23 protein-coding genes and 1 tRNA gene are annotated in these 23,531 nt (G+C 66.0%); 4 read left to right on the top strand and 20 right to left on the bottom strand.

Annotation, left to right across the window (positions count from 1 at the left end; genetic code table 11):
- Nucleotides 1-53: 53 nt before the first annotated feature.
- The 3 genes from Q5Z10_RS01435 to rocF form a co-directional block, all read right to left on the bottom strand.
- Entirely contained in the window at nucleotides 54-275 is a 222-nt protein-coding gene (locus tag Q5Z10_RS01435) for a CsbD family protein (RefSeq protein ID WP_117309302.1), read from the bottom strand.
- 207 nt (nucleotides 276-482) lie between these two features.
- Nucleotides 483-620 carry an entericidin A/B family lipoprotein gene (locus tag Q5Z10_RS01430; RefSeq protein ID WP_053520147.1) on the bottom strand — a complete coding sequence of 46 codons (138 nt, stop codon included), beginning with the start codon at nucleotides 618-620 and terminating at the stop codon, nucleotides 483-485.
- Between the two features lie 162 nt (nucleotides 621-782).
- Nucleotides 783-1,703: an arginase gene (rocF, locus tag Q5Z10_RS01425; protein ID WP_303637585.1), complete on the bottom strand. Its 921-nt coding sequence runs from the start codon at nucleotides 1,701-1,703 to the stop codon at nucleotides 783-785.
- 563 nt (nucleotides 1,704-2,266) lie between these two features.
- Between rocF and Q5Z10_RS01420 the strand changes: the two genes are divergently transcribed.
- Together Q5Z10_RS01420 and Q5Z10_RS01415 are read left to right on the top strand one after the other, a co-directional pair.
- Nucleotides 2,267-2,953 (top strand): hypothetical protein, encoded by a 687-nt coding sequence (locus Q5Z10_RS01420; RefSeq protein ID WP_303637584.1) that lies wholly within the window; start codon nucleotides 2,267-2,269, stop codon nucleotides 2,951-2,953.
- A complete protein-coding gene (locus tag Q5Z10_RS01415) occupies nucleotides 2,929-3,717 on the top strand; it encodes a hypothetical protein (RefSeq protein ID WP_303637583.1) in 789 nt (262 codons plus the stop codon). Before Q5Z10_RS01420 ends, Q5Z10_RS01415 begins: the two co-directional genes overlap by 25 nt.
- 80 nt (nucleotides 3,718-3,797) lie before the next feature.
- On the opposite strand, the gene Q5Z10_RS01410 is transcribed toward Q5Z10_RS01415, so the two are convergent.
- The 4 genes from Q5Z10_RS01410 to birA all read right to left on the bottom strand — a co-directional run bounded on the left by Q5Z10_RS01410 (nucleotide 3,798) and on the right by birA (nucleotide 6,449).
- Nucleotides 3,798-3,873 (bottom strand) — tRNA-Thr (locus tag Q5Z10_RS01410).
- Nucleotides 3,874-3,912: 39 nt separating this feature from the next.
- Nucleotides 3,913-4,746, bottom strand: coding sequence for an SPOR domain-containing protein (locus Q5Z10_RS01405; RefSeq protein WP_303637582.1), 834 nt, complete (start codon nucleotides 4,744-4,746; stop codon nucleotides 3,913-3,915).
- Between the two features lie 9 nt (nucleotides 4,747-4,755).
- A complete protein-coding gene (locus Q5Z10_RS01400; protein ID WP_303637581.1) occupies nucleotides 4,756-5,487 on the bottom strand; it encodes a type III pantothenate kinase in 732 nt (243 codons plus the stop codon).
- The gene (gene birA, locus Q5Z10_RS01395) at nucleotides 5,484-6,449 is read right to left on the bottom strand and encodes a bifunctional biotin--[acetyl-CoA-carboxylase] ligase/biotin operon repressor BirA (protein ID WP_303637580.1); all 966 of its coding nucleotides are present in this window, start codon (nucleotides 6,447-6,449) and stop codon (nucleotides 5,484-5,486) included. Before birA ends, Q5Z10_RS01400 begins: the two co-directional genes overlap by 4 nt.
- A 143-nt stretch (nucleotides 6,450-6,592) precedes the next feature.
- Between birA and Q5Z10_RS01390 the strand changes: the two genes are divergently transcribed.
- Nucleotides 6,593-6,871 carry a hypothetical protein gene (locus tag Q5Z10_RS01390; RefSeq protein ID WP_303637579.1) on the top strand — a complete coding sequence of 93 codons (279 nt, stop codon included), beginning with the start codon at nucleotides 6,593-6,595 and terminating at the stop codon, nucleotides 6,869-6,871.
- Nucleotides 6,838-7,626 carry a M90 family metallopeptidase gene (locus Q5Z10_RS01385; RefSeq protein ID WP_303637578.1) on the top strand — a complete coding sequence of 263 codons (789 nt, stop codon included), beginning with the start codon at nucleotides 6,838-6,840 and terminating at the stop codon, nucleotides 7,624-7,626. The genes Q5Z10_RS01390 and Q5Z10_RS01385 overlap by 34 nt, the downstream gene beginning before the upstream one ends.
- Before the next feature lie 160 nt (nucleotides 7,627-7,786).
- Here Q5Z10_RS01385 and Q5Z10_RS01380 read toward each other — a convergent pair whose 3' ends face one another.
- The 13 genes from Q5Z10_RS01380 to Q5Z10_RS01320 all read right to left on the bottom strand — a co-directional run bounded on the left by Q5Z10_RS01380 (nucleotide 7,787) and on the right by Q5Z10_RS01320 (nucleotide 23,476).
- On the bottom strand, nucleotides 7,787-9,211 hold the full coding sequence (locus Q5Z10_RS01380) for an ATP-binding protein (RefSeq protein WP_303637577.1): 1,425 nt from the start codon (nucleotides 9,209-9,211) through the stop codon (nucleotides 7,787-7,789).
- 22 nt (nucleotides 9,212-9,233) lie between these two features.
- The gene (locus tag Q5Z10_RS01375; protein WP_004136763.1) at nucleotides 9,234-9,917 is read right to left on the bottom strand and encodes a response regulator transcription factor; all 684 of its coding nucleotides are present in this window, start codon (nucleotides 9,915-9,917) and stop codon (nucleotides 9,234-9,236) included.
- Between the two features lie 72 nt (nucleotides 9,918-9,989).
- Complete coding sequence (locus tag Q5Z10_RS01370) at nucleotides 9,990-10,358, bottom strand: hypothetical protein (protein WP_303637576.1); 369 nt, start codon at nucleotides 10,356-10,358, stop codon at nucleotides 9,990-9,992.
- Nucleotides 10,359-10,572: 214 nt separating this feature from the next.
- Entirely contained in the window at nucleotides 10,573-11,604 is a 1,032-nt protein-coding gene (gene dusA / locus Q5Z10_RS01365; protein ID WP_303637575.1) for a tRNA dihydrouridine(20/20a) synthase DusA, read from the bottom strand.
- A 99-nt stretch (nucleotides 11,605-11,703) separates the two neighbouring features.
- Nucleotides 11,704-14,100: a peptidoglycan-binding domain-containing protein gene (locus Q5Z10_RS01360; protein WP_303637574.1), complete on the bottom strand. Its 2,397-nt coding sequence runs from the start codon at nucleotides 14,098-14,100 to the stop codon at nucleotides 11,704-11,706.
- A gap of 41 nt (nucleotides 14,101-14,141) precedes the next feature.
- A complete protein-coding gene (locus tag Q5Z10_RS01355; RefSeq protein WP_442758933.1) occupies nucleotides 14,142-14,663 on the bottom strand; it encodes a lysozyme inhibitor LprI family protein in 522 nt (173 codons plus the stop codon).
- Between the two features lie 198 nt (nucleotides 14,664-14,861).
- Nucleotides 14,862-15,662, bottom strand: coding sequence for a lysozyme inhibitor LprI family protein (locus Q5Z10_RS01350; RefSeq protein ID WP_303637572.1), 801 nt, complete (start codon nucleotides 15,660-15,662; stop codon nucleotides 14,862-14,864).
- A gap of 229 nt (nucleotides 15,663-15,891) precedes the next feature.
- On the bottom strand, nucleotides 15,892-17,346 hold the full coding sequence (locus Q5Z10_RS01345; RefSeq protein WP_303637571.1) for a SulP family inorganic anion transporter: 1,455 nt from the start codon (nucleotides 17,344-17,346) through the stop codon (nucleotides 15,892-15,894).
- A gap of 260 nt (nucleotides 17,347-17,606) precedes the next feature.
- Entirely contained in the window at nucleotides 17,607-18,338 is a 732-nt protein-coding gene (locus tag Q5Z10_RS01340; RefSeq protein ID WP_303637570.1) for a hypothetical protein, read from the bottom strand.
- Nucleotides 18,339-18,632, bottom strand: coding sequence for a hypothetical protein (locus tag Q5Z10_RS01335; protein ID WP_303637569.1), 294 nt, complete (start codon nucleotides 18,630-18,632; stop codon nucleotides 18,339-18,341).
- Nucleotides 18,632-22,129: a TipJ family phage tail tip protein gene (locus tag Q5Z10_RS01330; RefSeq protein ID WP_303637568.1), complete on the bottom strand. Its 3,498-nt coding sequence runs from the start codon at nucleotides 22,127-22,129 to the stop codon at nucleotides 18,632-18,634. The genes Q5Z10_RS01335 and Q5Z10_RS01330 overlap by 1 nt, the downstream gene beginning before the upstream one ends.
- Nucleotides 22,126-22,743 (bottom strand): tail assembly protein, encoded by a 618-nt coding sequence (locus tag Q5Z10_RS01325; RefSeq protein ID WP_303637567.1) that lies wholly within the window; start codon nucleotides 22,741-22,743, stop codon nucleotides 22,126-22,128. The genes Q5Z10_RS01330 and Q5Z10_RS01325 overlap by 4 nt, the downstream gene beginning before the upstream one ends.
- Entirely contained in the window at nucleotides 22,736-23,476 is a 741-nt protein-coding gene (locus Q5Z10_RS01320; protein WP_303637566.1) for a C40 family peptidase, read from the bottom strand. Before Q5Z10_RS01320 ends, Q5Z10_RS01325 begins: the two co-directional genes overlap by 8 nt.
- Nucleotides 23,477-23,531 lie beyond the last annotated feature (55 nt).

Here is a 23,531-nt window from a genome sequence, read left to right as displayed (position 1 = left end):
GACGCCCGCAACCTCACGGTGCGGGGGTCGTGCTGTGGGGGAGCAGCGGCTGCTTACTTGTAGTCCGGATAGTCCTTGCGCACGCTGGCCTCGAAATCACGCACCTCGCTTTCCGCGCGGTCCTTGGCCCAGCCATAACGCTCCTGCAGCCGGCCTGCCAGGTACTCGGCGTTGCCCTCGGCCACATCGAAATCGTCGTTGGTCAGATCGCCCCACTTCGCCTGCGCCTTGCCCTTGAGCTGCGACCACTTGCCGGAAATGATGTCTTTGTTCATCGCTGAGGCTTCCTTTGATTGCAACGGCGTTGTTACCGTGGCTCCAGAGTGGCGCAGCGGCCGTTGCAGCGCGGTCAACCGGTCATGAAAGCAGTGCTCACCTGCTTGAATGGTTCACTCCGCTTCGACGTACCGGCCTGCCAGCACGCGCGCATGAAAAAGGCCGGGATGTTCCCGGCCTTTTCCGTGGTGCGCACCGCGTCGGGCTTAGTTGCCCTTGGCGGCATCCTCGACCTTCTCGCCAGCCTTCTGCACGTCCTTGCCGGCACCGGCAACGGTGTTGCAGCCGGCCAGCATGGCCACCGAGAACATCGACAACAGCATCAGGGCAACTACGCGCTTCATGGGCTTCTCCTTGGGTTTTCCGCTACACCGCTCAATCACGGGGTTCGGTGGGTGATCGGGGCGGCGGGATGGCCAGGAGCCACCACTGCCGCGTGAAGTGCAATCTGGCGGCAGTGGCGTGGAGCGCGCGTGAACGACGCAGTATTCCGTTCAGGCTGGCACTCAATCGCGCATCAGTGTCGACTTGCCGAACAGGCTTTCGACCAGGTCCACGGCCAGCTCGGCGGTGGCATTCTGCTTGTCCAGCAAGGGGTTGAGCTCGACGATGTCCAGCGATCCCATGCGACCGCTGTCGGCGATCATCTCCATCACCAGCTGCGCCTCGCGGTAGTTCACTCCGCCCGGCACGGTGGTGCCTACGCCGGGCGCGATGCTCGGGTCGAGGAAGTCCACATCGAAGCTGACATGCAGGTGGGTGTTCTCGTCGATGCCGGCCAGCGCCGCTTCCACGGTGCGCTTCATGCCGTTTTCGTCGATGTAGCGCATGTCATACACATCGACCTTGTGGGTCTTGATCAGGCGCTTCTCTTCCGGGTCCACCGAGCGGATGCCGATCTGGTGCACCTGCGCGGGCCTGATCGCCGGCGAGGTGCCGCCGAGCCTGGTCAGCGCATCAGGGCCGAGGCCGCACAGGCACGCCACCGGCATGCCGTGGATGTTGCCCGACGGAGTGACATCACTGGTGTTGAAGTCCGAATGTGCATCCAGCCACAGCACGCGCAGCTCCTTGCCCTGCTCGCGGCACCAGCGCGCCACGGCGGTAATCGAACCGATGCCCAGGCAGTGGTCGCCGCCGAGCATGATCGGCATGCGGCCGGCCTGCAGTTCAGCGTAGCTGGCTTCCATCAATGCGTGGTTCCACGCCACCACCTCGTCGAGGTGGCGGTAACCCTGCACCGGCGCGGTCCACGGGTTGCGCGGGCCATCCAGGTTGCCCAGGTCGCGCACCTCCACACCGCGCGCTTCCAGTGCCTCCGGCAGGCCCGCCACGCGCAGGGCCTCCGGCCCCAGCCTCGCGCCCCGGTGGCCGGCCCCGACGTCGGTGGGAACGCCGATCAGGGATACGGAAATGGGATGGGCCATGGGTGCCTCCTGCGGGGGAAAAAGAAGCACAGTCTAGCCAGACGGATGTGACACCACTCGCGGCGGTGCAGCAGGACATTGGCATGGCAGGATGCCGCGCGGACCCGACCGCCCTTCATTGAAGATTGCGATGTCGCCCTTCATCAATACTGCCTGGCCACGCTTTTTTTCATGGCGCGCAGTGAATCCTGCGCAGGCGAAGCTGACATTTGATGTCGCGCCGCCCAGCGTTGCGCTTGAAGAGATCATCCGGGAGGGAACGGCACAGTATCCATCTCGGCCTGACGCCCCTGACTCCCGCCCCTACTGGAGCGCGCCAGTGAACGGTGCCGAGGTTGCACCCACTCTTGCCCCTGACAATGTGACATTGACCCACGTATTGATCAGTCAGCGTTGCCCCCCGGGCAGGAGCCTCAACATGGAACGTACTGAAGACTCTGTACTGCCACAGCCGCAGGAGGGTGCACGCCCAGGACCCGTACGCCGTCCTGCACCCCCGCTGACTGACCCCTCGTTGGCGCCGCTTCTGGCGAAATTCCCAACACTTCGGGCGACAAGCCGGTATGGGCACCAATCTTGTTTCCGGTGAGAATATCGTTATCGACGAGAATGCGATTGAGCAAGGCTCCAGAATCGCACACTCGCTTTCCCACGAGGTGGGGCACCACCTCTTTATCGAACGTCCCGATCCAACGTCCAAGCAATCCTATATAAATACCCTGCTACGAGGAGAAACAGCTGCGACGCTCAGTAATGTCCAGGTCCAGCGTGAACTCATCGCGGCTGGTGGACCGGACATTGGCGTGTCGGGCACAGGTAATCGGCCGCAACAGTATGAAGCCATTGCCGTTGAACTCCAGGTCGGGTGGATCAATCGAAACCAGGCGCTCGGACAGATCGCTGACGTGTTCAAAACGGAGGCTCCGTCTGTTGTACCTCACGCGACATACGAGCTCTACCATGGCGCGCACTATGATCAGCACATCGCACCCTCGCAATGTCGACGTAGGCCAGAGCCAGAATTTGACGCCGAGCGCACCGCGGTTACGGAAAGAGTCGCCGCAGTCGCCGACGACTCACCCCCAATGCAGCGAACAGCTTCCTCAGCAGCTGAACTCGGCGATGCTGACCGTCAATCACCCATCACCGCACTTGTGCATCGGGATGTAGCACTAGTTGACTCACCGGAGCGGGGGCACGCCCCCCGCTTCTTTGTGGAGATGGAATGTACAGAATCGCAATCTTCTTGATCGGCGTCTGCGCCATGGGCCTTGCAGGCTGCGCGACCACCACGCTGCCCAAGGGCGTTGCTTCATCGGGTTACACCGAAGTTGTTTCGGTACCGATCGGTCCTCTCCGCTACTTCCACACCGCTTCCTTGCTGCCTGGTCGAACCGACATAGGCACCACTCATGCCCACCTCTGTACAAACACTGAGCGGAGTATCAGGCTGCAGATCGCGGCCGAGCTTGCAATCGTTGCTGAAGATGTCTGTGCGCGTGTCGATGCGGCAGCGGACTTGGCCGAATCATGGATACCTGCGGCATCCAACGACTATCGGATCCTGCTTGTACCGGAAGGCACTGCGGGAGCGATAAGGGCAAGGTCGCTCGGCCGCTTTGCGACAGGCAGGACGCTTGCACTTGCCTCGCACGTTTACCGCGATCAACAACAGGCCTACGCAAATCTGGTTGACCTAGTTGCGCATGAGACCCTTCATGCATTGGGAGTCGCTACGAAGCATCCCAGAGCGCGCGACGAAAGAAGCGCCTACTACGCGGGGCTGTGTGCGCAACTCAAGATCAACGGGCTCATCAAGGAAGAGAGCTTGCCCGGAGCCCCGCTCGCTGCAGGTGATCGGGCAGTCCGCATCTCGTCCCAGCAGGCTTATCGTGTGCGGCTTGAGACTTATCCGTTGCTGGTGGACGGCACCATCCGGCTTGGAACGCCATCCGGCGAGTCGATGCTGCAACGGTGTCAGCAGATTGGAAACGAGTTGGTTCGTCCGCAGTAGGTCTGGACGCGAAAAGGCCAGCGCAGTGCGCTGGCTTCTCCAGTTGCCCCCCGCTTCCGGGGCGCATGGGCAATCCCAGATGGTGCCGCTTATCCGAATCGAACGGATGACCTACTGTTTACAAGACAGTTGCTCTACCAACTGAGCTAAAGCGGCATGGTGCTTCACCGGCGGCGCAGCCGCGGTGGGGGGATTCTAGCGCAACCGCGCGCATTCCAGCGACCGGCTCTGTGCCGCGCCGCTGCGCTGCTGGGCCTGGGCTGGCTCGCTGCCGCTGGCCACCTGCCCTTCCAGCCACCACTGGCCGGCGTCGCCGCTGGCCACCAGGCGCGGCTGGAATCCGGCAGCCTGCACCGCCGCCACGCGCCGTTCGGCACCTTCACGGTTGCGGTACTGGCCCAGCGCAATGGCGTTGGTCTCCTCGCCCTGGCCGATGATGTAGTAGTCGCTCAGGCCGGCGGCGACGATGCGCTTGACCGTGGCCTGAGCGTCCTCACGGCTGGCGGCAGCCGGCAGCAGCACGCGGTAGCGGGCGCTGCCGCTGGCGGCGGGCTGCTCGCGCAGGCGTGCCTGGCTCAGCAGGTTGCCCGCACGGCCCTGTGCGGCGGCGGCGGCGGCGCGGTCGGCGAACGGCCCCAATGCCAGGCAGCGTGGCGGTGTGGTCGGGGCTGCGGGCTGCTCGGCCGCCGGTTCGGCCGGGGGCTTGGCGACAGCAGCGACCGGCTCGGGTGCGCTCACCGGTTCGGTCGGCCTGCGGGCTGCCGGAGACGTTGCTGTTGCCGGTGCGGGTGCAGCGGCCACTGCGGTGGCCGATGCAGCCTCACGCTCCACCAGTGCTTCAGTGGGTGCCGCTGTCGAGGCCTGTGCGGCCACGGTCGCATCGGTACCGCCAGGCAGCCAGCGCAGCTCGGCCACGCCGGTCGGCGGCGGCGGCAACGGCGCGCGCGCCGGTTCATCGCGCAGCAGCCACCAGCAGGCAACACCAAGATTGAGGATCGCCAGTACGACGATCAGGGCACGGGTCAGCATGCGCCGATACTAGCGTGCGGGCTGGTGCACCGCCCAGCGGGCGAGGCCATCCAGCACCAGCGAGGGGTGATAGTCGGCGCCATCGAGCAGCGGCATCAGTGCCGGTGCGCCCCCGCCATGCACCAGCAGCGAGGGCATCACGCCCAGCAGTTGCTGCGCCTGGCGGGCACTGCGCTCGACCAGGGCCACGGCGGCACCATCGCAGCCGGAGGCCAGCGCATCGGCGGTGTCGTTGGCGAATTCGCTGTAGTCGCCGCCCGTGGCCGGCAGCTGGACGGCACGCGCGTGCAGCGCTTCGCGCATGGTGGTGGGCGAGGCGGAGATGCGGCCGCCGTGATGCTGGCCATCGGCATCAAGCAGATCAAGGGTCAAGGCGGTGCCGACGCCGACCACCAGCACCGGCCGTTGCGCCTTCGCGGCGGCCAGCAGGGCCAGGAAGCGATCGACACCAAACTTTTCCGGCCTGGCATAGGCGATGCGCACACCGGCACACGCGGCACTGGTACGCACCACCTGTACGTGTTCGAAGCGGCGCTGCAGCTGGTCCAGCATGGCGCTGGTCAGCGATGGTGCGGCCACGCTGGCCACAAACGCAGTACCACCGCTGGGCAGGCTGTGGGGCGGTTGCGCGGCCATGCCTTCGGCACCGTGCGCCCAGGCCTGCACGTCGCCGGCGCGGTCACCCTGCAGCGGTGCGAATTTGAAGCGCGAATTGCCCAGATCGAACAGCCAGTCGCTCATGCCTTCCTCACGCTGACTTCGCCGGCATGCAGCAGGCGCTCGCGGCCATCGATATCCACCCGTAGTGCGCCGTCCTCGGCCAGGCCGAGCGCGGTGCCGTGCTGCCACTGCCCTTCCAGGTCGACGCGCACGGCGCGGCCGGCCAGCATGTCGAAGCGGGCGTAGCGCGGCAGGAACGGGGCCAGCCCTTCGCGATCGAACTGCTCCAGCGCCGGCAGCAGACGCGCCAGCACCGCAGCAACCACGACGTTGCGATCCACCGGTGCGCCGGCCAGGGTGTCCAGATCGACCCAGGGTTGGGTGATCTGTTCGGCGAAGGCCGGCGGCATGTGCACGTTGATGCCGATACCGATCACCGCGCGCGCCGGGCCAGCGTACTCGCCACCGCCTTCGGCCAGCAGGCCGACCAGCTTGCGGCCCTCCACCAGCACGTCATTGGGCCATTTCAGCTGGGCCTGCACATAGCCGAGGTCGTGCAGAGCTTCGGCCACCGCGACGCCGGCCACCAGGCTCAGCCCGGCCAGGCGGCCCAGGCCACCTTCGAACAGGCGCAGCACCGACAGGTACACATGCGCGGCCAAGGGCGACGCCCAACTGCGGCCGCGACGGCCACGGCCGCCGGTCTGGCGCTCGGCCAGCAGGACGCGAACGCCGCGCTGCGGGGCGCTGCACCGCAACAATTCGGCATTGGTGGAATCCACCGACCAGGCCACCTGCAGGTCGTCCAGCAGGGTCAGGGCGGGCTGCGGCATGCCCGCGCGGATGGCCTGCGGGTCGAGCAGATCGATCGGCCGGGTTACCCCGTAGCCCTCGCCTGCGCGCCCTTCAATATCCACCCCGGCGGCTCTAAGCCCTTGAATCCGCTTCCAAATCGCCGCCCGGGTCTGGCCCAGCTCACGGGCCAGGGCGTCGCCGGACAGGCGACCGGCAGCGAGTTTGGCCAGCAATTGGCGATCGTCCACGGCAGCTTCCACAAGGTCAGGACGGAATTATGCGGGAAAGCCGCCAGCGACGCCCGCCGCCCCGGTTGCCGGCGGGCTTCCAATCTGGCGCGGGGTTCGGGCTAGAATCGGGAACTCACCTTCCCTTAACCTGGATGTCGTCAATGCGCCGTTATGCCCATTGCCTGATCCTGCTGAGCATGCCCTTCGCGGCATCGGCCACGGCAGCGCTTGATGACAGCCGCGGTGCCTGTGTGTACTCGGCCGGCGATGCCGCTTCGCAGCGCACGCCCAGCACCGCGCCGGCGACGGCAACCGCCAAGCCGGCGCAGGTACGGCCGGCAGCCAATGCCACCAGCAGTGGCGGCGGCGGCGATGACGATGTACTGCAGCGCATCCGTGCGCCGAAGTGGCACAGCTACCTGCCGGGTATGTTCCGCTGATCAAGACGTTGCTGCAGTGGCTGCGGCCCGCGCCGCGGCCGATCGAGGATGCGCTGTGGGACCATGCCTGCCACCGCGCCGCGTGGCTGCAGGGCCTGGGTGAACAACGCCGCGACAGGCTGCGTGCACTGGCCACCCGCTTTCTGCATGAGAAGACCATTTCCCCGATTGGCGACCTGCAGCTGCAGCCTGGCGATCGGGTGCTGCTGGCCGCGCTGTGCTGCCTGCCGTTGCTGGAGTTCGGCGAGGTGGGACTGGAAGGCTGGTCGCAGCTGATCGTCTACCCCGATGCATTCCGCGTGCATCGAAGCCACATGGACGCCGCCGGCGTGCTGCACGAGTGGGATGACGAGCTGATCGGCGAGTCGTGGGACAGCGGTCCGCTGATTCTGTCCTGGGCAGACGTGCAGGCCGATCTGGCCGCACCGCACGATGGCTACTGTGTGGCCGTGCACGAGATGGTGCACAAGCTGGACGCGCTGGATGGCGCGATGGATGGTACGCCACCGTTGCCACGTGCCTGGCAGCGCGCGTGGGCTGCGGCCTTCCAGACGTCCTATGACGCGTTCTGCGCGCAGGTGGATGCGGGGGTGGAGACGCTGATCGATCCGTACGCGGCCGAGGCACCGGAAGAGTTCTTCGCAGTGGCCAGCGAGTACCACTTTTCCGCGCCGGACCTGCTGGCCGAGGCGTTGCCGGACGTGGCCGCGCACCTGCGCCGGTTCTACGGCGAGCCGCCAGCGATGGGCGGTTGATCGGTGTATCCGCCGGGCATGGCCCGGCGCTACCGGTCAACACGCGTCTGCGGTGAAGGTCCGGACGGCCCCACGGTAGCGCCGGGCCATGCCCGGCGGTGAGGATTCAAGGCCCCCCCGCCCCCTGCGGTAGCGCCGGGCCATGCCCGGCGGTGAGGGTTCAGGGCCCCGGCGGCAGGCGCGCTTCGAAGCGGGCGCCGCCCAGTTCGCTGGAACGGGACACCTGCAGCTCGCCGCGGTAGTCCTTGATCAGATCCTGCACGATCGACAGGCCGATGCCATGGCCCTGCACGCGCTCGTCGCCACGCACGCCACGCTGCAGCACCTTGCCGATGTCCTCCGGGGCGATGCCCGGGCCGTCGTCGTCCACCGCCAGCAGCAGACCGGCGCGACGCGCGTTCGGCGCCGGCAACGGCTGCGCGGTCAGCAGCACGCGGCGCTTGGCCCACTTGAAGGCATTCTCCAGCAGATTGCCCAGCAGCTCCTGCAGGTCACCCGGTTCGCCATGGAAGCGCGCTGCCGGATCGATGTCGAACTCGCACAGCACGCCCTTGGCGGCGTAGACCTTTTCCAGACCCCGCACGATTTCCTCGGCGTTGGACTCGATCGGCAACGGTGCGGAGAACAGCTTGTGGCCGGAGGAGGCCGCGCGCGCCAGCTGGTACGACACCAGGTTGTTCATGCGCTGCAGCTGCACGTCCAGTTCCTCGCGCAGCGCGCCATCGCCGGCACCGCTGTCCATCTGCGTGCGCAGCACCGCGATCGGTGTTTTCAGGCTGTGCGCCAGGTCGGCCAGGGTATTGCGCTGCCGCTCCAGATTCTCGCGCTCGCTTTCAATGAAGGCATTGATGCTGTCGGTCAGCGGTTCCAGTTCGCGCGGGTGGCGTTCGCTCATGCGCTCGGTCTCACCGCGCTGCACCTTGGTCAGCTCGGTGATCACGCGGCGCAGCGGACGCAGGCTCCACTGCAGGATGACGGTCTGCAGCAGCAGCAGGATCAGGCCGATGCCGCCCAGATAGAACCAGACCCGGCTGCGGAACACGCGCAGCTGCGCACCCAGCGCGCGCGAGTCTTCCATCACGTAGATGGTGTACGGGAACTCGGTGGCCGGGTCGGCGTCGGCGTCCCACACCAGGCCAAGGCCATAGCGGTACACCGAGCCCTGGCTGCCGTCGATCTGGATCATCGGCAGCGGGCCTTCGAACACTTCCTGGCGCGGGGCCAGCAGCCCGCCGCCGACGGTGGGCAGCATCGGGCCTTCGGCGGACATCGAATTGCCCTTGCCGTCGGGCATCACCACCTGCAGGTACAGGCCGCTGCCGGGGACGTCGAAGCGCGGATCCGGCGGCTGCTCGCGGATGTACAGCGAGCGGTCGCGGGTGAAGTCGATGCCGGCCGCATAGGCGGTGGCATAGTTCTTCAGGCGCTCGCGCAGGTTGGCCTTCGCCGTATCGGCGAAGGCGGCATCAAGCGCGTAACCGGCCAGGGCCAGGAACGCGACCAGGCCCACGGACGCGGCGAACATCTGGCGCGCCTGCAGTGAGCGCGGCCGCCAGCGTCGGAAGAACCACAGACGGCCGGACATCGTTTATCGCCTGCTGAAGGGCTCAGCCCTCGTTGCGCGGAATCGCGAAACGGTAGCCGCGACCACGCACGGTCTCGATCGGCTTCAGTTCGCCATCCGGATCCAGCTTCTTGCGCAGGCGACCGATGAACACTTCCAGCACGTTCGAGTCGCGGTCGAAGTCCTGCTGGTAGATGTGCTCGGTGAGGTCGGCCTTGGAGACCAGTTCACCGGCATGCATCATCAGATACTCCAGCACCTTGTACTCGTAGCTGGTGAGGTCGACATTGCTGCCGGCCACGCTGACGGTCTGTGCCGCCAGGTCCAGCGCGACCGGACCGCATTCCAGGGTCGGCTTGCTCCAGCCAGCGGCGCGGCGCAGCAGCGCGTTGACGCGAGCCAGCAGCTCTTCCACATGGAACGGCTTGACCAGGTAATCGTCGGCGCCCTGCTTGAGGCCTTCGACCTTGTCCTGCCAGCTCGAACGCGCGGTCAGGATCAGCACCGGGAACTTCTTGCCTTCATCGCGCAGGGCCTTGATCAGTTCCATGCCCGACATCTTGGGCAGGCCAAGGTCGATGATGCCAACGTCGAACGGCACTTCGCGGCCCATGTAGAGGCCTTCCTCGCCGTCCTGCGCTGCATCGACGGCAAAACCTTCGCGCTTGAGCCGGGCTGCCAGGGTCTCACGCAGCGGGGCTTCGTCTTCGACCAGAAGGATACGCATGAACTCTCCCTAGTGTCCTGGGTGTGGCCCGGAGGCCTGTGGGTACGGGTTGATAGCGACAACTATCCCTGTTCAGGGGTTATCGCCGCGTAGTGATGACATATCCGACCGCGGCGTGCGCGGCTGTGAACGTGTCGGGGCGGGGTCGTCCATGTAGCGGACCCGGCCGCGGTCGTCCATGTACTTGACCCGGTTGATGTCGCGGCCATCGAACGGCACGCGCTCGGCCCCCAGGATGTGGCCCCCGGTGGTGCGCTGCACACGGCGCACGGCATCGGACAGCGAGCGCTCGTTGCCGGCGCCACGGCCGCCCCGCTCCATCATTTCGGCGCGGCCCTGCTCCCGCTGCGGGTCCTGCGCCAGCGCTGAAGACAGCGGCGCAGCCGCCAGGACCACGCAGGTGGCCAGGGCAAGACGGCGGTGGAAGGGAGCGGAAGACATCGATGCGATCCTAGCCGAGCACGGCGATTCGTTCAAAAGTCGTAAATCCGGGCACCGGGAGGGGACCCGGCGTTTTTTACAAATCTTTTGCAAATTCTTGGTTTGGGGCGGTGAATCCGATCTGAACTTTTCCGGGCCTCCCCGGACGTTGTTCATCTAAGTGAACATTCGGGACGAATTCCCAGCGCATGTCAAGTCAGGAATGTGACTGTGGTCACGCCGCAGCGCGCTCGGCTTCGCGTTCGGTCACTGCCAGTGCCTGTTCGATGAGCGTCCAGTCGGCGCCCGGACGATGCGCGCCTTCGCTCAGCACCTGGCGGAAGGCACGGCCGCCGGGCTGGCCGTGGAACAGGCCGAGGAGGTGGCGGGTGATGTGCTTGAGGGCCAGGCCCTCGCCCAGGCGCGCCTCGACGTAGGGACGCAGCGCCCGCAGCAGCTCGCCGCGCGGGCGCAGCGGTGCGCCGGTCTGCAGCGCTTCCAGCTGATGCAGCAGGTAGGGGTCGTGGTAGGCGGCACGGCCAAGCATCACGCCATCGACGTGCGCGGCCTGCGCCTGCACCGCCTCGATGCTGGCCAGGCCGCCATTGAGCACCACCGGCAGCGCCGGGCGCTCCTGCTTGAGGCGGTAAGCCCAGTCGTACTTCAGCGGCGGAACCTCACGGTTCTCTTTCGGCGACAGACCCTTCAGCCACGCATTGCGCGCGTGCACCACCACCATCGCCGCACCGGCATCGACCTGGCGATCGACGAAGCTGGCGAACACGTCGTAGTTGTCATCCTCGTCCACGCCCAGCCGGCACTTCACGGTGACCGGGATGTCCACCGCGGCGACCATGGCGGCCACGCACTCGGCCACCAGCACCGGCTCGCGCATCAGGCAGGCGCCGAAACGGCCGGCCTGCACGCGGTCGGACGGGCAGCCGCAGTTGAGGTTGACCTCGTCGTAGCCCCAGTCCGCGGCGATGCGCGCGGCCTGCGCCAGCAGCAGCGGATCGCTGCCGCCCAGCTGCAGCGCCAGCGGCTGTTCGCTGCGGTCGAAGCCGAGCAGGCGATCGCGATCACCATGGATGACCGCGTTGGCGTGCACCATTTCGGTGTACAGCCGCGCACCTGGCGCCAGCACGCGATGGAACACGCGGCAATGGCGGTCGGTCCAGTCCATCATCGGGGCGACGGACAGGCGCAGGGAATCGGCGTAACGGGCGGTGGCGGACGTCATCGGGATGCTGATCGTGGAGACTGGCATTCGCCAGTGAGATCAATAGTTTACACCGCCCAGCTGAATGGCGCCGGGCGCGCCCGGCGCTGCCGGGAGCCGCCCGATGGCCCATCCCGGGGCGGGGCGTTACTGCGCGCGCCCCTTCACCTGTTCCTGCTGCTGATCCTGCACGCGCTGGTTGAACTGGGCGTCCAGGTCCTCGCTCTGGCGGGTACTGGCCTCCACCGACTGCGATACCGCCTGCTGGCGATCGACGAAGATGCGCTGCGCGGCCGGGTCGCCGAGGTTGCCCTGCACGCCGAACAGGCCGCTGCCATCGGGGCGCGCGACCACATGGTCGATCCGGTGCATGCCGGCAACCTTGCTCTCGTAGGCGAGCTGGCCAGCGGCACGTTCGGTTTCCTGTGCATTGGCAAACAGCGGGCACAGCCCGGCCTGCACGCGCTGCTGTTGCAGCGCCTGCAGTTTCTCCAGGGCCTGGTTGAAGCGCGGGTTCTCGGCATGCGAGGGGTCGCGCATGCTGGGGGCAGCCGGCGTGGTCGGCTCGGTGCGGGCCGGACCGGCGGCGGTCTGCGCGCCGGGCTTCACTGCGGCCGGGTCGTTCAATCGGGCCAGCGTCTGGCGGCCGGCCTTGCCGTCCTGTTCCAGGCCATTGTCGATCTGGAACCGGGTGACCGCTGCAACGGTGTCCTTGCCGTAGATGCCATCGGCGGCCAGCGGCTTGCCGTCCGCGCCCACATGACCCAGCGCGGCCAGCTTGCCCTGCAGCGCCTTGACCTCGTCGCCGCGCTCGCCCTTCACCAGCATGCCGTCGGCCATCGGTGCCTGCTGCGTGGCACGTGCGGCCTGCGCCGCTTCCGGACCCTGCGCGTGGACTTTGCCACCGAGCGTGATGCGGTCATTGAGCATGTCGCCGAGGTACCTGCGGAACTGCGCAGGCTCCACTTCGATATGTGCGTGCACTGGTTTGCTGCCGGCGTTCGACTGCTGGATCAGCGGCGCCCCGTATTCGACGAAGTCGCCGTTCTTGTAGGGCGACGTGCCGGCTGCACCGTGCAGCACCTGCCCTACCAGTTCGCGGCGCGGATCGCCGACGGGGTGGCTGTAGAGGCTGATCGAATGGGTGGCGTCCTTGTTGAACTGCGCGTAGCCAGCCACCGGGTTCGGAATCATTACATCGCGGTTGCCCAGACGGTCGGTCAGGATCAGATCCTTGCGCACCAGGGGAATGTCATTCTTGTCCTCGCGCGTGCGGATGTTCTCCATCTCGCCCTCGACCATGCCTGATTGGCGGTCGGCCTTGCGCGCGTCGCCGGTGCGCACGGCTTCGGCATTCCTGTTGGGGTGATGGATCTTCAGCTCGCGGTAGGCCGTTTCACCACTGATGCCGTGGGCCAGCGTGCGGTTGCTGGTGACGTTGCCGTAGGGCTCGATCACCGTGATGCGACCGCCACCAGGCGCGGCGGCCACCGACGCAGCCGCTGCGGCGGGCGCCTTTGCTTCGTGGCGTTCCGGCAGAGGAACCGACGCCGCTGGCGGTGCCGGCTGGCGAACGGCAGCATTCAGTGCAGACAGCGTATCGCGCCCCGCCTTGCCGTCTTCTTCAAGCCCATGTGCCTTCTGGAACTGACGCACCGCATGATGGGTGTCGCTGCCGAAATCGCCGTCGGGCTTCAGCACCTTGCCATCCATACCGGTGTACCCGGCCTGGGCCAGCTTCTGCTGCAGCGCGTGCACCTCATTGCCGCGCTCGCCCTGCACCAGCACACCATCGGCCATGGGTGCACGCGCTGCGCGTGCGGCGGACTGACGATGCGCCGGCTCACCGAATGCCTGCTCGTAGGTCTTGCCCCGGTAGGGCTGCGGGTCGTGGTTGATCTTCTCGTAGCGCGCCAGTGCGACCAGCTCGGACTTCTCGTTGAGCGTTCGTTCGCGTAGCGAATCCCACTGCCTGGGTGAACTCTCGAAGTGGCGCTGGACGTTGGCATGCTTGTAATCCTGCACGGCCCGGACAATCTGTTCGTCGCTCAGTTCGGACAACCTGTAGTCATCGCCGTAAGCCTGCTTCAGGCCGTTCTGGAATACACCGCGGGTCATGTTGCGATACTGCACCGAGGTGCTCCACAACGCGTCCTGCACAGCGGGGCCGCGACCTTCCAGATCCACGCCGGCCTTCTTCAGGCGACCCTTCTGCACGTCGTAGTACTGGTGCTGGATGAAATCGTGCTGCTCCTGGGCAAAGCCCTTTTCGTCGCGCGCGGCCACTGCTTTCCAGCGCTCGCTGAAGGCATCCGTAGCCGGCTTCAGGCCGTGGAACTGGTCGGCATACCGGGACGACTTCAGATATTCGTCCACCCCGCCAAAGGCGCTGGCGAACTGGTAGCTGCCATAGGACACGCCGCCATGATCGCCCTTGCCGGAAGAAATCCAGCCCGGGCCACGGTTGTCGGTTTCAAAACGGGCGGAGGTCTGGCCGCGATGCCAGTGCTCCATCGCCTTCTTTGCGTCGGCCACCACATCCATGTCGAAGGACTCCTCTCGGTTGGCAATGCCGTGGACTCAGTTCACTTGTTCTGCGCAGCGGCCTGCAGCTGGTCAACGCGGTTGGCCACGCGGTTGATGCGGCACGACTGTGCGTCCAGCATCTGGCCCTGGCCATCGGTTTTGGGATCCCAACGGCAATGGCGATTGGTATCGGACCACCAGGCGGCCTGCGCATCCATCCAATCATCCTTGTCCTTGCTGTCAGGACTTGCCACGACACCGGCAACGATCTCGGCCAAGCGGTCTTCCTGGTAGCTCAGCTCCTCGTCGCCACATGCCTGCAGACGCGGCGTCACCGCTTCGCTGGCGTCCACGCACTGGGCGTAGGCGGGACGCAGATTGGCCTGGGTGTAGGACGCATCAGGCAACGGCGCGGGAAACTCATCGGCATCCACGTCGGCATCGGCGGCTGTCGCTGCAGGTGGCGCGCTGGCCGGCGTCGCTGTTGCCGCCGGTGCAGACGCATCTGCGCTGGTGGCCGGAGTGGCCGGGGCACTGTCCGCCGAAGGGGCTTGGCACGCGCTCAGCAGAAGGCACAGCACCAACGCCATCCCGCGTGGGCTTTGAAAGGCGCATCGATCACTGCGCGCAGGCGCGCTCACGGCTTGCATGGCTTGCTTCTCCCTTGTGTGTCGCCAGCTGGACCGGCAAAAAAGAGCCGTCCATCGGCCCTATCACTGCGGCGATCGTACTCCAGCACAGAACGCCAATGACTGACTGCGTTCAGGTTTCAGGTGCCCTCAACGAAGCCCGGCAAGCGCCTGCAATTCCACTGCACGGTTGGCATAGCGGTTGATGCGGCATGACTGCGCGTCCAGCGCCTGACCGACGCCGTCGGTGGCCGGGCTGCAGCGCTTGTCGGTGTCTTCAGCCCAATCGGCCTGCTCGTCCATCCAGCGATCCTTGGCCGGGCCATCGGGGCCATCCATCAGCCGGGCGACCTGCTTTTCAAGCAGCCCCTGGTGATGGGCGAGCTCGGCCGCGTCGCAGGCTTCCAACCGGTCATCCATGCCCCGGGCTTCCTGCACGCAGCGGGTGTATTCAGGGCGCAGCGTGGCCTGGGTATACGAGGTATCCGGCGGTGCGCTCTGCGCCAGCAGCTGGTCGGCGCGGTTGGCTACGCGGAACAGGCGACATTCCTGCGCGTGCTGCAGTTGCTCTGCGCTGCTGTTGGAAGCGGCGGTGCAGTGACGGTCGGTGTCGTTGCGCCAGGTTGCCTGCGCGGCCGTCCAGCTCTGCTTCGCACTGCCATCCAGCGTCGCGACGACCTTGGCGGCAGCGTCAGCCAGACGGGCTTCCTGATAGGCCAGCTCGTCTTTGCCGCAGGCGGCCAGCTTGCCGGCGTCCTGCCCGGCTTCATCCACGCACCAGCCGTAGGCCGGGCGCAGACGGCCATCGGTATAGGACGCATCGCGCTGCGGCTGCGCGCTTTCGGTCGCGGCCGGTGCCTGCGGTTGGGTGGCAGCCGGGGCGGCTGGCTGCAGCGCAGCGGCGGCCGTATCGGCTGGAGGCGCCTGGCAGGCGGCCAGTACCAGGCACATCGCCAGCATCCCTCCCCGCCGCGTGCCAGGAGAGATCCATTCAAGGCCCCGACGGGCGTTTGCTGCCTGCATTGCTCACTACTCCCTGGCACGTGGCCGGCTGGGCCGGCAAGCAGGGGCCGTCCATCGGCCCCGTAACGAGGACAATGCTACGTCAGCCTTGGTTTCAGATGGCTGACTGGATTCAGCTTTCCGGCGCGTCGCGCAGGCGCAGGCCGAAAGCCACTGCTCAATGCAGCCTGCCGCGTGCGCCTACCTGCTCCACCAGCGTCTGGCTGGCCGCATTGAGGCCGACCACGCTGACCTGCGCGCCATGCGCGGCCAGCTTTTCCTGCGCGCGCTCCAGCGCGGCCACGGCGGTCAGATCCCACAGGTGGGCGTCACGCAGGTCGATTTCGACCTTCGGTGCTACGTGCTGGTAATCGAAGGCGGCACCCAGCTGTCCGGCCGAGGCGAAGAACACCTGGCCGCGCACGCGGTAGACCTGGGCATCGCCCACATCCTCGCGCTGTACGTCCAGCATGCGGCCCACCTTGCGCGCGAAGAACAGCGCCGACAGCAGCACGCCGCTGAGCACGCCCTTGGCCAGGTCATGGGTGGCGACGGTGACCACCACGGTGAGCAGCATCACTGCCGATGAGCTGCGCGGGTGCGTGCGCAGGTCACGCAGCGAACGCCAGCTGAAGGTACCGATGCTGACCATGATCATCACCGCCACCAGCGCGGCCATCGGGATCTGCCGCACCAGCTCGCTGCCGTACACCACCAGCACCAGCAGCAGCACGCCGGCCACCAGGCAGGACAGCCGGCCGCGGCCACCGGAGGTCACGTTGATGACCGACTGGCCGATCATCGCGCAGCCGGCCATGCCGCCGAGGAAGCCGGTGACCGTGTTGGCCACGCCCTGGCCGACGCATTCGCGGTTGCGTTCGCTGGGGGTTTCAGTGATGTCCTCGACGATCTGCAGGGTCATCATCGATTCGAGCAGGCCGACCACGGCCAGCGTGGCCGACACCGGCAGCAGGATGCGCAGCGTGTCCCAGCTGAGCGGCACATCGGGAATGAGGAACTGCGGCAGGCTGTCCGGCAGCTGGCCCATGTCTCCGACGCTGCGGACATCGATACCGAAGCCGATCACCACGACGGTGAGCACGACGATCGCCACCAGCGGCGAGGGCACGGCACGGGTCAGGCGCGGCAGCAGGTAGATGATTGCCAGTGCGGCGGCACACAGCACGTAGACCGTGGGACCGCGGCCGATCAGCTCGGGCATCTGTGCCAGGAAGATCAGGATCGCCAACGCGTTGACGAAGCCGGTGATGACCGAGCGCGAGACGAAACGCATCAGCGAACCCAGCTTGAACACGCCGGCCAGCACCTGCAGCAGCCCGGCCAGGATGCTGGCGGCGAACAGGTACTGCAGGCCGTGATCCCTGACCAGATCGACCATCACCAGCGCCATCGCGCCGGTGGCGGCGGAGATCATGCCGGGACGACCGCCGGCGATGGCGGTGATGACGGCAATGGAGAACGCGGCATACAGGCCGACCTTCGGATCGACGCCGGCAATCAGCGAGAAGGCGATGGCCTCGGGAATCAGGGCCAGGGCGACGACGGTACCGGACAGCAGATCGCCACGGAGGTTGCCGAGCCATTGCTGGCGCAGGGGATAGGACGTTTGCATGCAAAATCTCCGCGCGCACGCGGGTGTGGCCGCATGGCGCTGCAGTGGAAAGACACGGGTTCCTGGGCCGGGCGGGCCGGCTGCCGATGTGCGGCAAGGGTCAGGGTGGCGTGATCACTGCAGTGCGTCGTCGGGGAGCGTGGGAGGGGCGCAGTCTACGGGAAGGGGCCGGGCGGCTCAAATGGCCGCCCGGACTGGATCGCTGACAGACAATGGCTGGGTAGTCACGCAGTGGCACGCCCCATCCTCCAACGCCCAAGTCAGTAGTTTCTTACATCACACACCAGAGCAGAAGCGTTGAAGCTGCCGATGATGCCACCGCCATAGGGCGGCGTACCTTGGCCCTCATTGGTGAAGGAGTTGATGGTTATCAGGCGCGACTGAATCTGTCCATTGCTCGTTGTCATGAAGCCAGCGACGTTCACCGTGACCTGATAGAGCCAGTATCCGCCACCACTGATTGGACCGCCGGCGATCAGCGTACTCAATGATGCGTTGCCAAACCCAACCGCGACACCCGAAGCAACGGGGATCGCATGAGACTGAGCGCCGGTTCCCATGGTGGTGTTGATCAACTTCAGAACGCGCATGTACTTGTACCTGGAATCAAATATCACTCGTCCATCGTCGGAATTTCGGATACGCAAGCCCTTCGACGTGACAAACGCCATCTGCGCCACATTGGTGGTATCGAAGACCCAGTACTCGATATCTACCACCGGGCTGCTGGCGACGAGCTGCCAGGAGTAGGTGGCACCCACCTTGTTGCGCGAACGAAGCCCTATAAACACGCCATCACACCGAACCATCAACAGTGGTTCGTTGCAGCCAGAAAGCTGGATCGTGGCTACGCCAACGTTTCTGGAAGCACCACTGGTTCCGAACATTTCTGTTCGCACAACACCCTTGTCACGAAGACAAAGGTTCTCGAACTGCGGATCGATCTGTACCAATGATCCATCTTCACCCCGGATTCTTGCTCCGATGGACATTCAGTACCTCCCGTATGCCAACGTGCCGCCGGCGTAATACGCAGAACCCGGATAGGTCCACGAAATGGTGTTTGCGCCGTCATTCACTGTGATGTTGGGAGAACCCGCTTCCCGACCCGGAATATTGCTGCCAGCGTAATAGTAGAAGATCGGGTTGTTGCCGCTCGTCGGCACATACACCGAGCCACTAACACCTGGGGAAAGGGTCACCCGGCCAATAATTCGCGGCAACCGGGTAGTTACGTCGACCAGGAGGTTGCCCGCCGGGTCACGTTGACGAAAGCCTTTGGCCATTACAGCAGCTCCCCCAGCTCGATCAGTGCAACATTCCCGGCACTGTTCCAGAAACGAAGCGCGTTGTCGTTCAACTCCATGAAGCCACCGTTGGCATTTGCACCGCGAATGGTCAGCGACCCATTCTTGTCCAGCCTCCATCGCGGTTGCCCCCCAGCACCGACCGCGTTGGACTGGATCACGTCACCAATCATGGCGTTCTGGATCCAGCCGTTGCCGATCAGTGCCTGGTTGATGAAGGTCTGCCCGCCCTGCACCACGAACGGCGCACTGACCTGGCCACTGTTAGTGTTGAACAAGGCGAAGCGATCGGCCTGCATCAGGATCTGGCTCTGGTAGCTGCCGTCCGGCTGCTGCTCGACACCTAGGCCCATGCCGGCCATGTAGATCTGCCCGGCGCTGCTGATCTGCGCCTTGACCGTATAGGTCGCGCTGACCTTGCCGTCGAGGTTGACCACCGCCTGCGAGACCTGCTGGACCGCAGCACTGACACCCTCGATCTTGCCGGGAACACCCTCGATGGAGGCTTCGACGGTATCCACACGCTTGGCCAGGGCCGCGTCCTTCTCGGCCATCACACTGTAGACGGTGATGGCGCCGGCGCTGACGTCGTTCTCGCCGACGTTGTAGTCCTCCTCACCGGCACTGTGGTCGCTGACCTGCGCGAACAAGCCGTCGACCTTCTGCCCCTGCGCGGCTACCTTGCCATCGACGTCGGTGACGTCCAGTTCAAGCTGGTCGACACGGCCGACGATGGCGCCCGCCTCGGCGATGGCGTCGCCGATGTTCTTCCAATGGCTGCCTGGCGGCGTTTCATTGCCCGCGGCGGCGCCTTGCCAGCTCCAGATCCGGCCATCGTGGATGACGGTCTGGCCCGGGGTGTAGGTTGCCTCGGCATCCCAGACCAGCGGCAGCACTTCGGTGACGCGCTCGATCGTGCCCCTCAGCTGCTGGCCCAACGCGCTTTCGTTGATGCGACCGGCGAAGTAGGCATCGTAGTCAGCCTGGTTGCTGCTGGACTCGCCAAGGACCCCCTGATCCACCGGATGCCACGGACCGATGTTGCCGCTGCGATCGACCAGGCGCCCCCAGAACCAGAAGCGCGCGCCCGCCGCGAGACCGTTCATCTGGTGACGCGACTGTGGATAGGCGAAGTCGCCGAGCTTGATGGCGGCCGCGCGATCCGGGCTGGTGCTGTACCAGAGTTCCGTGCGCTCGGTATCCGTGGCGCCTGCCGGGAACTGCCAGGCCAGCTCGATGCCGAACACCTGGCTGCGGGCGGTCAGCGAGGTCAGTGCCGGTGGCGGTGACGTCTTTCCTTCAATGCGGGTGAGCGCACTGAGCGTTGGCTGCGATACCGCACCGAGCGCATTGACCGCACGCACCCGCGCCAGATACTCGCCCGCATAGATGCCCCGCACTTCCAGGCTCTGCGTCCCGACGCGACCGGCGCGGACCCAGTTGAGATCACCACGGCGCCATTCCACGTCGTAGCCGATTGCCTTGTCTGCCGCGTCCCATTCGATGGTGAGCACGGAGGTGGCGATGCCCTGGTCGACCACCACATGCGAGTCCATGCGCACGTTGGCCGGCGGCGGCTGCACGCTGGGCGGAATGATGCTGATCGGCGGCTGCTCCAGCCGCGTGCCATCGTCGATGGCGGCGTACTTGCCCGGAACATGCTTGAGCGCCGTGATCTGGTAGGTCAGCTCTTCGCCCTCGCTGATCGACAGCACGCGATAGTGCTGCAGCGCCAGCTCCGGTGATTCCAGCGCCCAGACCGACTGCGCCACCGGCAACGCCGACCATGGTGCAGTGACGGTGACCGTTTCGCCGTCCACCGATTGCACCGTGCGTGCTTCGGCCTGCCCACTGGGCAGGGTGGCCCGCAGGGTGTCACCGGCGGCGATCTGCTCGGGCACCCGGTCCAGCACCAGGCTGCGCACGCCGGCACTGCGGATGCGACCGGCATTGCGGCGGCCGGCACGGTTCGGATCGGCCACCAGGATCACGTCGCCCGGCATGCAGCCCAGCGCGTCAAGTCCCACCGAGAAACTGATGGTTTCGGTTTCCAGCATTTCGGTATGCAGGATGTGGTTGCCGACGCGCTGCGCCTGCGAACGCGAATGGCAGCCGACCGCCGTCACTTCGGTCTGGTTGATGCCGTAGCGGGCCACGCCGGGCAGATGCTGCACCACCTCGACCTTCTGCCGGCCGAAGTCATCCGGATCGATCCACGATACCAGCGCCACCGTGTGCCGCGCCGTGCGACTGCTGCCCGCATAGTGGAAGCGCCCTTCGATGACGTTGGCCTGGCTGTAGGTCAGCACCGGGTCCTTGGGCATGTCGGCAGAGGCCATCACCTGCCCTGCCGCGTAGAAGCTGATGCCGCGGAACATGGTGGCGATATCCTGCAGCACCCGATAGGCCTCGGCGCGGGTCTGCAGATACAGGCTGCAGGTGAAGCGCGGCTCCTTGCCGCCCTGGCCATCACTGACCAGCTCGTCGCAGTAGCGTGCGATCTGGTACAGCCGCCACTTGTCCACCCAGTCCAGCGGAACACGGTGACCCAGGCCGAAGCGATCGTTGGTCACGATATCGAAGAACACCCACGCCGGGTTGTTGGTCCAGCCGCTCTTGAAGGTGCCGTCCCACACGCCGCTGTAGAGGCGGCTGAGCGGATCGTAGTTGGAGGGGATGCGCACGATGCGCCCCCACAACTGGTAGGAACGGGTGGGAATGTTCTGGAACTGGCTGGCATCGACCTGCACCGCCGCCAGCGCACAGTTCGGATAGCGCAGCTTGGCATCGATGATCTCGGTCATCGACAGCACGTTGATGGTGTCGGCGATGGTGCTGCTGTTGGCGTTGGTGGTCAGCCGGCGGATGCGCACCTGCCACTGGCTGCCGGCAGGCAGATCGATGCGGCGACTGCGCTCGTACTGGGTGGTGGTCTTGCCACTGAAGGCATCGGTCAGCACCGTGCTGAACGGGCCGCCGTCGGTGGCCAGGTCCACCGCATACATGATGCGATAGCCCTCGGTGTCGCCATTTTCGGTATTGGTCTTCTGCAGCGCCGGCACCGCGAAGCGGATGCGCACGGCCGACAGGTCGGCACCGGACACGGTGCGCACCACCGGCGCATCACTGCGCAGCTCGACATTGACCGCGACTTCGTTCTCGATGGAAGGGAAGCCGCTGATGTGCTCCTGGTCCTGGGTACCGGAGCGGGTCTGCACGTCGACGCCGGAGAAGTTCAGCGTGCCGTCCGCGTTCTCGATCGGTACCTGGTCCAGGTAGATGGATTGCCTGCCGGCGACCAGGCCGCGGATTTCGCCTTCGCTGGCCAGGTCGATGATGCGCGCAACTGCCATCGAGTGCAGGCTGTCCGGCGTCTCCACCGGTGTGCGGGCATTGCTGGCGCCCTTCTTGGCGCCCACCAGCAGGGGGGCTGCTGCACCGCGCGTGCGCGGTGCGGAGTGAGTGATCTGGTTCAAAACTGGTCCTCCGCGAGGATGCCGCCGCTGATCACGGCCGAGCCGATGAACATGCCCTTGCTGTCATGGCCGCCGTAGGCGACCGGTACGGGGTTCCCCTGCGCCTGTGTGTTGACGGTGCCGTTCATGCTGTGACTCGGCGTGTTATCAGGACTGTCCTTGGCGCCCATTCCCTTGGGTTGCGGCGTCAGCATCTGTGCGACGCCGCCCAATGCCATGCTCCAGCCCACAGTGCCGACAGCCCCCCAGAACTTTGCGACTGCAGTACCTGCGCCCGGACCGCCGTAAATGCTGGCAACCACGATCAGAACGACACCGATGACAGTCTGCAGCACGCCACCCCGTTTGCTGCCCACCATGACCGGCGCAATGCGGATGTCATCCTGCCCGGGCGGATCGTGCAGCTGATCCCGCGACAGGTTCTGGCGGCCATTGAACACGGCAAATTCCATGCCCTTGGCCTTCGCACCCATCAGGTACTGCTGGAAGCCAGGCAGCATCACGCACAGCGCATGCACGGCCTCGGCCGGGCTGTTCACCGCCAGCCGGAACCTGCGCCCGAAGCGCGCGCCCAGCTTGCCGTACAGGCGGATCGTACGCAGACGGTCAGTCATGGCGCACCCCGCGATGGCGGACGATGCAGCGGGTACGTTCGGCCCACATGCCGCCGTAGGGTACGGTCTCGGACAGACGGCCATGCAGGTGATGCAGCATCTGCCCGTCGCCGAGGTAGATGCCTGCGTGGTTGGTGACCGGCGAGCGGATCTGCATGAGGATCATGTCGCCCCGCTGCGGCTCGCCCTCGATCAGGTCGAAGCCCTCCGCATGCAGGCGTTCAAGGCTGTACAGGTCCTGGCCGTGGCTCCACCAGTCGTCCTGCCGTTCGTACTCCGACAGCGGGATGCCCAGTTCGCGTGCGTGGAAGTCACGGACCAGGCTGTAGCAGTCCAGCACGCCGTGGGCGAACTGGCGACCGACCAGCGGTGCCACGTAGCCCGAGGGATGCAGGGTCTGCAGATCCCCGCAGAGTGGCGCCTCGCCAGCGACCTGACCAACGCTGACGATGTGCCAGGTCAGCCCGCTGCGCTCGCACATGACCCGATCCGCATCCGAAGGTGTCGCGGCCGCGTCGGGATGGCTGTGCACCAGCGCCAGCACCTCGCCCTTGTCCTCGGCGACGGCATAGTCCTCGGCCGGCAGCCGGAAATGCTCACTGGGTGTGGCAGCCACATTGCGGCAGGGAAGATAGTGTTCGTGGCCGTTGATGGCCACGATCAGCCCGCAGCATTCGCGCGGGTACTCGGCCACGGCGTGTGCCTGGATGGCCTGCAGGGTTGTCGGTTGCATGTTTCACCCATGAAAAAGGCCCACACGGGCGGGCCTGGAAGTGGAAGGTCGGTGG

The organism is Stenotrophomonas sp. 704A1 (genome assembly GCF_030549525.1).
GTDB lineage: Bacteria > Pseudomonadota > Gammaproteobacteria > Xanthomonadales > Xanthomonadaceae > Stenotrophomonas > Stenotrophomonas tuberculopleuritidis.
The sequence above is the reverse complement of the archived record's forward strand: the minus strand, read 5'-3'. Positions and strand labels throughout refer to the sequence as shown.

Excerpts from the sequence above, each read along its gene's own strand:
- Q5Z10_RS01435 (WP_117309302.1), bottom strand. The coding sequence starts at position 275 with ATGAACAAAGACATCATTTCCGGCAAGTGGTCGCAGCTCAAGGGCAAG.
- Q5Z10_RS01420 (WP_303637584.1), top strand. The coding sequence starts at position 2,267 with ATGGGCACCAATCTTGTTTCCGGTGAGAATATCGTTATCGACGAGAAT.
- Q5Z10_RS01325 (WP_303637567.1), bottom strand. The coding sequence starts at position 22,743 with ATGACTGACCGTCTGCGTACGATCCGCCTGTACGGCAAGCTGGGCGCG.
- Q5Z10_RS01345 (WP_303637571.1), bottom strand. The coding sequence starts at position 17,346 with ATGCAAACGTCCTATCCCCTGCGCCAGCAATGGCTCGGCAACCTCCGT.
- Q5Z10_RS01400 (WP_303637581.1), bottom strand. The coding sequence starts at position 5,487 with ATGAGCGACTGGCTGTTCGATCTGGGCAATTCGCGCTTCAAATTCGCA.
- Q5Z10_RS01335 (WP_303637569.1), bottom strand. The coding sequence starts at position 18,632 with ATGGCCAAAGGCTTTCGTCAACGTGACCCGGCGGGCAACCTCCTGGTC.
- Q5Z10_RS01375 (WP_004136763.1), bottom strand. The coding sequence starts at position 9,917 with ATGCGTATCCTTCTGGTCGAAGACGAAGCCCCGCTGCGTGAGACCCTG.
- Q5Z10_RS01380 (WP_303637577.1), bottom strand. The coding sequence starts at position 9,211 with ATGTCCGGCCGTCTGTGGTTCTTCCGACGCTGGCGGCCGCGCTCACTG.
- Q5Z10_RS01430 (WP_053520147.1), bottom strand. The coding sequence starts at position 620 with ATGAAGCGCGTAGTTGCCCTGATGCTGTTGTCGATGTTCTCGGTGGCC.
- Q5Z10_RS01340 (WP_303637570.1), bottom strand. The coding sequence starts at position 18,338 with ATGTCCATCGGAGCAAGAATCCGGGGTGAAGATGGATCATTGGTACAG.
- Q5Z10_RS01370 (WP_303637576.1), bottom strand. The coding sequence starts at position 10,358 with ATGTCTTCCGCTCCCTTCCACCGCCGTCTTGCCCTGGCCACCTGCGTG.
- rocF (WP_303637585.1), bottom strand. The coding sequence starts at position 1,703 with ATGGCCCATCCCATTTCCGTATCCCTGATCGGCGTTCCCACCGACGTC.
- Q5Z10_RS01405 (WP_303637582.1), bottom strand. The coding sequence starts at position 4,746 with ATGCTGACCCGTGCCCTGATCGTCGTACTGGCGATCCTCAATCTTGGT.
- dusA (WP_303637575.1), bottom strand. The coding sequence starts at position 11,604 with ATGCCAGTCTCCACGATCAGCATCCCGATGACGTCCGCCACCGCCCGT.
- Q5Z10_RS01350 (WP_303637572.1), bottom strand. The coding sequence starts at position 15,662 with ATGTGCCTGGTACTGGCCGCCTGCCAGGCGCCTCCAGCCGATACGGCC.
- Q5Z10_RS01390 (WP_303637579.1), top strand. The coding sequence starts at position 6,593 with ATGCGCCGTTATGCCCATTGCCTGATCCTGCTGAGCATGCCCTTCGCG.
- Q5Z10_RS01320 (WP_303637566.1), bottom strand. The coding sequence starts at position 23,476 with ATGCAACCGACAACCCTGCAGGCCATCCAGGCACACGCCGTGGCCGAG.
- Q5Z10_RS01360 (WP_303637574.1), bottom strand. The coding sequence starts at position 14,100 with ATGGATGTGGTGGCCGACGCAAAGAAGGCGATGGAGCACTGGCATCGC.
- Q5Z10_RS01415 (WP_303637583.1), top strand. The coding sequence starts at position 2,929 with ATGTACAGAATCGCAATCTTCTTGATCGGCGTCTGCGCCATGGGCCTT.